Annotated in this window: 6 protein-coding genes; 1 reads left to right on the top strand and 5 read right to left on the bottom strand. The window is 60.0% G+C overall.

The annotated features are described in order from the left end of the window. Positions 1-140: 140 nt before the first annotated feature. The 3 genes from KEC16_RS19355 to KEC16_RS20260 form a co-directional block, all read right to left on the bottom strand. Entirely contained in the window at positions 141-1586 is a 1446-nt protein-coding gene (locus tag KEC16_RS19355) for a DUF6880 family protein (RefSeq protein ID WP_211552026.1), read from the bottom strand. 24 nt (positions 1587-1610) lie between these two features. Beyond that, positions 1611-3824 (bottom strand): ankyrin repeat domain-containing protein, encoded by a 2214-nt coding sequence (locus tag KEC16_RS19350; protein ID WP_211552024.1) that lies wholly within the window; start codon positions 3822-3824, stop codon positions 1611-1613. A 261-nt stretch (positions 3825-4085) separates the two neighbouring features. After that, positions 4086-4247 carry a hypothetical protein gene (locus KEC16_RS20260; protein ID WP_211552022.1) on the bottom strand — a complete coding sequence of 54 codons (162 nt, stop codon included), beginning with the start codon at positions 4245-4247 and terminating at the stop codon, positions 4086-4088. 554 nt (positions 4248-4801) lie between these two features. Between KEC16_RS20260 and KEC16_RS19340 the strand changes: the two genes are divergently transcribed. Continuing rightward, positions 4802-5983 carry a tyrosine-type recombinase/integrase gene (locus KEC16_RS19340; protein WP_211552020.1) on the top strand — a complete coding sequence of 394 codons (1182 nt, stop codon included), beginning with the start codon at positions 4802-4804 and terminating at the stop codon, positions 5981-5983. A gap of 54 nt (positions 5984-6037) precedes the next feature. Here KEC16_RS19340 and KEC16_RS19335 read toward each other — a convergent pair whose 3' ends face one another. After that, positions 6038-6460, bottom strand: coding sequence for a hypothetical protein (locus tag KEC16_RS19335; protein WP_211552018.1), 423 nt, complete (start codon positions 6458-6460; stop codon positions 6038-6040). Positions 6461-6719: 259 nt separating this feature from the next. Next, positions 6720-7325: a hypothetical protein gene (locus tag KEC16_RS19330; protein ID WP_249209341.1), complete on the bottom strand. Its 606-nt coding sequence runs from the start codon at positions 7323-7325 to the stop codon at positions 6720-6722. Between the last annotated feature and the right edge of the window lie 149 nt (positions 7326-7474).

Genomic DNA, 7474 nt, shown 5'->3' with positions numbered 1-7474 from the left:
CCTCGTCGACGCCGCTGAACGCTTCGGACCGACGGGGAAAGGGGGCGCGAACACGCCTTTTTCCGCACCCTGCTAAATCCATGTCAATCCACCAGACATAGCCGCACCAGCACAGTTACTATACGGTCCTCCGCCACACCTCAAGGAATAAGGCTCCAGAATGAAGCCTTCTTTGCATGCTCCCGGCGTAGTCTGGCGGCATAATCGTCGTGCGTCTCGAAGGCTCCAAAATCGCGGATGGCCGACGACAGACTGGAGCATTCCAGGAAATGGCGGGCGGTGTGCTTGTACCGGCTCGATCGGCTGTGCGTCAGGGCGAAGTCGATCAGCGCCCGCAGCACCAGCGTCGCGGCAAGAGGATGCTTGGCCGCAAGCGTATCGGCCGCCCGGGGCAGAAACTCGTACTGGTCCCCGTCCAGTTCCGCCGCGCGCTGGATCACGAGGTTGGCGGCTCGACCCAAGGCGGGCCAGGAAACGAGGAAGAACAACGCCTGCATCAGGTTCCGCGAACGTTGGGCATAATCCAGCGCCTTTTCTTCGGCCTCGACATCGTCGAAATCCGGCAGCCGCTTGAGATAGGCGCGAAGATGGTCCGCCGACAGGGAACGCTCGAAACAACCCCAACGCGCGGCCTGAGCCTCCTCGGGGCGTCCGAGGACGTCAAGGACTTCAATCCGCGCATCCTCCCATTCGAAGTCCGGCCAGTCCCAGCTATCGGATTTCCGATGCTCGGCCGCATCGATGAAGGCCAGCGCCTCCTCGGCCCTCCCCGCCGCCAGGAGCCGCTTCCCAATCTCGGCGGCGATCTTGGGAACCTTGCGGGTCTTCTCATCGTACTGGCCGATGAAGGAATCGACATCCCCCTGGGCATCGGCGATGTCTTTCAGTGCCAGGCTGACGGTGCTCAGCCTGGAGCGCTCGGCAATCTCGTCTTCGTAAATCGTTCCACCAGACCCCCAGCCGATGGCTCGACGATCCTTGTCCGCCGGCCGCTTCACCGGCTGGTTCGATAGATCGATCATGCGCTGCTTCAGGTGCTCCAAGCCGCTCGGGCCAAGGGCGGGAGCCGCAATGCCGATCAGGCCATCGTATTGGCCGTAATTGTTCACGACCAGGGCGTCGAAAACCCGGTCGGCAAAAGCGATCGGATTGACCTTGGCCAGGGCAGCAACATGGCCGATGTCCTCGCAGGCATCATGGAAAATGCCGATGATGGTGCCACTGCCGTCGTCGCTGCGTTCGAAGATCGACGTGGCCAGGGCCATGAACCGCCAGAGGAGTTCGAGTGCCTCCGTCGTGTCCGCCTTCGCCACCTTCTCGACAATGGCCTGCCGCTGGGTTTCAAGGTCGCCGGCAATGGCCCGGACAGAGCGCCAGTCGATGAAGGACTGCGACCGGGCGATCGAGGTCAACCGCTTCCGGATTTCCTTGGCCAGTTCACCCGGGCTCCCCTTCCCTGCCAGTTCCATCCGCAGGCGGCGCTTCGCCGCAGCATCCCCCGTGCTGATCTCGATCAGAAGTTCGGCCAGGCGCGCGGCCCCGAGGACCTCCAGGTTCTTGGCATTGAGGGTTGTCTTCGAGGCCACTGCACACACCCCATTCGCGGTCGATCATCCTTTCAGGATAGCAAGCACACCCTGGCTCCCAAACCCAGTTGCGATGGCGAGGCAATCGTTACCCTGATCGTCTTTCAGATCAGGGTCTCCGCCGGCATCAACCAGCAGGCGGAAAGCGTCTGCCGCATCGGATTCCGCTGCCAGCATCAGTGGGGTCCGGCCTGGTCCCGGCTTGGAATGCCTACGATTGGGATCCGCGCCATGCTTCAAAAAATGCTCAGCGATTTTGAGATAGTACTCCCGAGGGACGCGTGCGGCCTTTTGGACGAACGCATCGGCATCCCGCCCCATGACCCTTGCCCCTTCCATATTCCACCCGGAGACGCGGTCACCCATGGCCCCCGCCCATCCACCGGAATACCGCCGATGAATTTCCCTGTCGTCAGCCGAAGGGAAGGCCATCCGGTGCAGCAAATGCCCCTTCATCCAACCGGGTCGATAAACGGCGAATCTTTCGGTACAAACATAAAGAGGAGTCCGGGGCGGATAACCCGCAGGCTGATCGGCACTTGCCTCCATCTCAAGGAGTTTGGACACAACTACGGGATCGCCGAGAAGCACCGAGAGATATAGCGGTGACAAACGCTTTTTCGCCGTCAACCGGTCAAGCGTTTCCTTTTTGTGTTGCCACGCCAGCAGGAGATCCAGGACCTGACGACCCCGACCGCTTTCGGCACATTGCAGAGCATTCAGCAGGGCAGAGCCACCTTGCTCGTCCGGTTTGTTCACATCCGCGCCGGCTTCAAGCAGGCGCTGAACGTCCTCTACGCGGTCCTCCGAAGCGAACCAAATCAGTTGAGGTCGGCGATACTTACGCCCGTCGAATGTGGGAATGCTGATTACGCGATCCGGATTGGCCAAATCTGGTTTGAGACGATCGGCCGCAGCTTGATCGATGGCCCGAAACGGGAGAGCTATGCCGACGTTGGGTTTTGGTTCCGCCTCATGGAATCGAGATCGGGCGGGAAACAACATGCCAAAGGCCTGATCCAGTTGCTCCACCTCCCAGTCAGAAACAACCTCCACATTTTCTTGCGATTCGGAAAACACCTCAGCAAAAAGTCGCACGGCCAACGCACGATGCTTCAAACGCTTGATTATGGGTTTCTTGCGCAGGTGAGCCGCAAGGGAAATGCCCTCCTCCAAAATTTGCCTTTGGTTTTCGCCCGCCCGGTATAGAGCCTGATTCGCCGCACGCTCGTAATACTCAAGGGCTTTATCTTCATGGCCAGCGAGCACATGCCACCGCCCCTCGCACCAATCGAGGAAATACCGGGTGCGCCGGTCGGGATCGAGCTTGTCCGTCAATGCCGTGAAACGGTCGAGTTCACTACGGGCGCTCGCTTGATCGCCAACATCTTTCGGATGAGTCCGTGCCAGCTTAATGTTCAAGAGTGGCAGGCCACACTCTTTCAATTCGGAAAAGCGATTTCCCGCCTCAATATTGGCATGAGACAGAATGATGCCGATGTCACGAGGCGGACAGTTCAACAGGATTTCCTTACGAACCAGACCCAGCAACGATCCGTAACCGGCTTCTTTGGACCCACGACTGAGCCAGACGAGTGCTCGCGCCGATACCAACCACTTGCCGAATAGGGCAACGCCCGACTTGCGGTCTGGTCGCTTTGCCTGCAATTCCCGTTGTACGGACCGAATGGAGCCGAAGAAGTCAGGAATCGTATCTCCCCGGCGCCAGCGTCCTACCTCATCGCGTTTTTGCTTGTCGTCTGGGAATGCTAGGGCAGCCACCTCAAGCCCGAGGGACACTTCCGCCCAACGGAATACAACATCAATCGGGTTTGCGCCCTCGCGTAAGAATTCGCCAAGGTCAGGACCACCGAATTGATCCTTGAGTGAAATCAGGAATGCCGCGATATGCGCCCCATATGTGGTTTCAACAAGCAGTGGAGCCGCTTCATCCCTCGATAGGGCGTCTAGGGAAAGCCGCATGACCATTTCAACATGGCGGTCGAGGAGAAAGGTGACGAATTGTCCAACGAATTCCCCGAAATCCCGATCAAATTTTCGAAGCGGTTCAACGAGCAGATTTTCAATTATTTTAGACCGCAGGTTCCAATCGAAATCTCCCTCGCGGGCCAAGCGGTCAAGTTCCTTTCTGCGTGAGGGATCCGCCGATTTCGTGCCGAATGCTCCGGTCACGATCTGGCATGCCTCCCCTATCATCGGGTAGGGCGGCTTGTTCATAATTGTTTTCTCAACCATGGCAGCGCCGCAAGTCCCCCAGAAAATTCCAAACTGCTCGGCCATCGCTTGGAGTGGAGGGAACGATCACGAATCGTCCATCCGGCGCGACCAATTTACCGTGCTTCTTGCCTCGGCGAAAACTCCAACCCGCCCGCACACGTATTCGTACAATCTTTGCGATGTCTTTGTTCTTTGAATAATGCATAGCCACCCTCAAACCATGGCCTATGGGGTGGAGGCAAATGCCCCCACCCCGCCAGGCTATTTGCCGTTCCGCGCTGACGCACTGCTGGCGCGGCTCGCGAAGCTGCCCTTGGGGACCTGGCCGCCATTGCTCTTGGCCGTGACGCTCTGGATACGTGCCGCGTCCGACTTGGTCATTGGGGCTTTGACGGGGGCCTTGGGTGGTGCATTGGCAGACATTGCATTCTCCTATGATCTGGATTGCCGCACAGCGTAGCGACACCAAAATCTGCCATCGGAAGGCCCCAGTGTCGGCTGCGGCAACGGCAAAAAAACTTCAAAAAACGAAACCGCTCTGAATCTGTGCCTTCCGGGACTCAACCTGAAGGTCGGCGGCGGAATCCGCGCCTCCCGTCGCTCCTGGGCGACCACTTCGAATCCGTGGAAGCAAGAGGGAACGCGGTCATGCGAAAAGCAACGCATTTCCAAAGGCTAGTGCGGGATTGCCCTGCCCCAAAATCCGTACCCAGGCTTTCGCTCCGGGCACACAGAAATACGATGAACTTCGACCTGCTGCGCTCAAGGCGAGGCTCATCTCAAATACGATGCGCATGACTACGCTATACTACATTTTACTTCGCTATTTCAGCACATTAGTTGACTTCACTCAAATATGACGCCACGCTTCATTTCGAGCAGATTCGCAGTCACTTGCCCCCTATTGCTGCCGCAGAGCTACCGCGGGGAAAGGGCAATGCTGATCCGGTAGCAAAGCGCATCTTGAGGCGACGACCATGACCAAACTGACGAAACGAGTGGCGGAAGGCGCCGCCGCCACCGGGCAAGAATACACCATCTGGGACGACGAAATCCCTGGCTTCGGTCTGCGGGTACTGCCCAGCGGGCGACGGAACTACATGATCCAATATCGCGTCGGCACCCGGACGCGGCGGATGACCCTCGGCCCGCACGGGGTTCTCACCGCCGAGCAGGCCCGCACCATGGCGATGTCGTCGCTGGCGGCGGTGCGCCAGGGAGCGGATCCGGCCGCCGACCGACAAGCCCGACGAGAGGCCATCACCGTCAAGGAACTCGCCGACCGCTTCGACAAAGAGCACATCTCGCTCCGTATCAAGGCCAGCACCGCGAAGGAATACCGCCGCAACCTCAATCGCTTCATCCTGCCAGCCCTGGGGCGGCTGCGAGTCGAGGAGGTAACCCGGGCCGACATTGCCAAATTCCACCACGACCTTCGCCATATCCCCTATCAGGCCAACCGGTGCCTGGAAGTGGTTTCCAAGATGTTCAATTTGGCTGAGATGTGGGGGCTGCGCGCCGATGGGACCAATCCGCGCAAGCACATCAGGAAATACCCCGAGGAGAAACGCGAACGTTTCCTCAGCGCCGCCGAAATCCGCCGAGTCGGTGAGGTGCTGACCGAGATGGAAATCGAGGCCATCGAACTGCCCTCGGCCATCGCCGCCGCCCGTTTGCTGATGCTGACCGGCTGCCGACTGAACGAGATCATGACGATGAAGTGGGTCTTTGTTGATGCCGAGGCCCCTGCCCTGCGCCTGCCCGATTCCAAGACCGGCGCCAAGATTGTCCATTTGGGCAAGGCAGCACTCGACGTGCTGCTGGCCATCCCCCGCATCGACGGCAATCCCTGGGTGATCACCGGAACCAAGGAAGGCGGCCGCCTCACAGATCTCCAGCCGTTCTGGCAACGGGTGCGGGCGCGAGCCGGCCTCAAGGACGTGCGCATTCATGACCTGCGCCACACCTTTGCCTCCACGGCGGTGGCCAGCGGCCAGGGCCTGCCGATGATCGGCAAGCTGCTGGGGCACACCCAGGTACAGACCACCGCCCGCTACGCCCATCTTGCCGCCGAGCCCGTCCGAGCGGCGGCCGATCAGGTGTCGTCCGGGATTGCCCAGGTTCTCGGAATACAGGCTCCATCGGTGGCGGCGGAATAGCCAACCCGTCGGTGGATCATGGGGGAGCATTGGCGCCATCATCGACATGACTCGTCATTGCTCCGCCACGTCCTTGTGTCCACAGGGAAGTGAGCAATTTCCATCGACACCGCGCTCTCCGTCGACCAACAACGTCTCGATGAACTCCAGCGCCTCAGCCAGTTTGGTTCGGGCATCGGCGAGTTTCGCGCCTGCAATTGCGCTACGCCGGCCGGCCATCCTCAGGAACACGTCCAGGACCTCATCGGAATGCCGGACCAAAGCGATCAGGTGCTCGCCACTGGGGCCGTTGGTCCCGGAAAACCAGTTCTTCACCGTCCGTTCGCCCGCGCCGGTCCAGCGCATTGCAGTTTTGATCCCCTGATGGCTGGTCCCAAGCTGCTCCCGCAATGCCTCGGCGATCATCATTGCATAGTCCGCCTTGCCTTGCCCCTGGCCGTTACCGCCAGGAAAAATCTTGCCCTTTTTCGGCAACATTTTTCCACGCCTCCCCCGCTATTGTTTGGTTGTAGTGCGGAGAGGAGGGCCAAATTTTGACACTCTCTTTGGACAACGCCTAAAACCCGCTTCCGTGAAAGTCGGAAGAGACACCCATATCGCTTATGAAACCCAGAAAGCGGGATCACCACACCTCGGCGTAAAACGCTGGCAGAGCGTAAAGAGGAATGTTGTGGCGCGATAAAAAGTCCTGGCTGCTACAGGCGAAAAGGCTTCGGAGTAATCCGAAGCCTTTTCTTTACCTGTACGACCCCGCTGCCGGATTAAGCCCATAGCGGTGCTCCAGCATCGGGGCCATGCCTTCACCGCGGGCAATACGGCGGCTCATGCGGCCTTCGATCTCCTCGACGAAGATGTCGATCTGAACGCTGCCACCCGCCCCTTGCGACCATTGGGCCTTGGCCTCGGTGCCGCCCGCATTGTTGTGGACGGTGACCTGTACGTTGGCCGCTGTCGCCGGGCGGGACAGCGCGGCGCCCAGCAGGCGGTCGGCATTGTCCATCTGCCGGGGCGTGAACACGCCCTCGCCGACCTTGGCGATGATGGGGCGTTCTCCTGCCACCAACCCGCCACCGTGATACTTGGGCGCTCCGGCGAACACCGAGGCGCGGGTTGTGCGGGTCTGTAGCCGGTCGAGGCCGACCAAGCCACCGGTATGGGCGATGGCGAAGTTGCCGGTGTCGGGCACCGGGACTGACCCGCCGGTGCTGCCCGCCGAAGCGATGCCGGGAAACAGGCTGCCGATCCCGGCGATCAAGCCGCCGAACAGGCCACCGGAGGCCCCGCCAAACAGCGGGGTGACCACCACCATGCGCCAAGCGGCACGCAGGGCTTCTTCAGCCAAGGTGTTAAACAGGTCATGCTCCCCCTTGCTACCACTGTGCTACCAGCTTGTTCTGAGGTCGGTCCCAAGAAACAAAAAAGCCGCTAAGTCATTGACTTAGCGGCTTAAATTTGGTTGCGGGGGCAGGATTTGAACCTGCGACCTTCAGG

Origin of the sequence: Magnetospirillum sulfuroxidans, from assembly GCF_018224925.1 — a bacterium.
GTDB classification, from domain to species: Bacteria; Pseudomonadota; Alphaproteobacteria; order Rhodospirillales; family Magnetospirillaceae; genus Magnetospirillum; species Magnetospirillum sulfuroxidans.
Note: the sequence above shows the minus strand (reverse complement) of the source record. Positions and strands in the feature narration are given on the sequence as shown.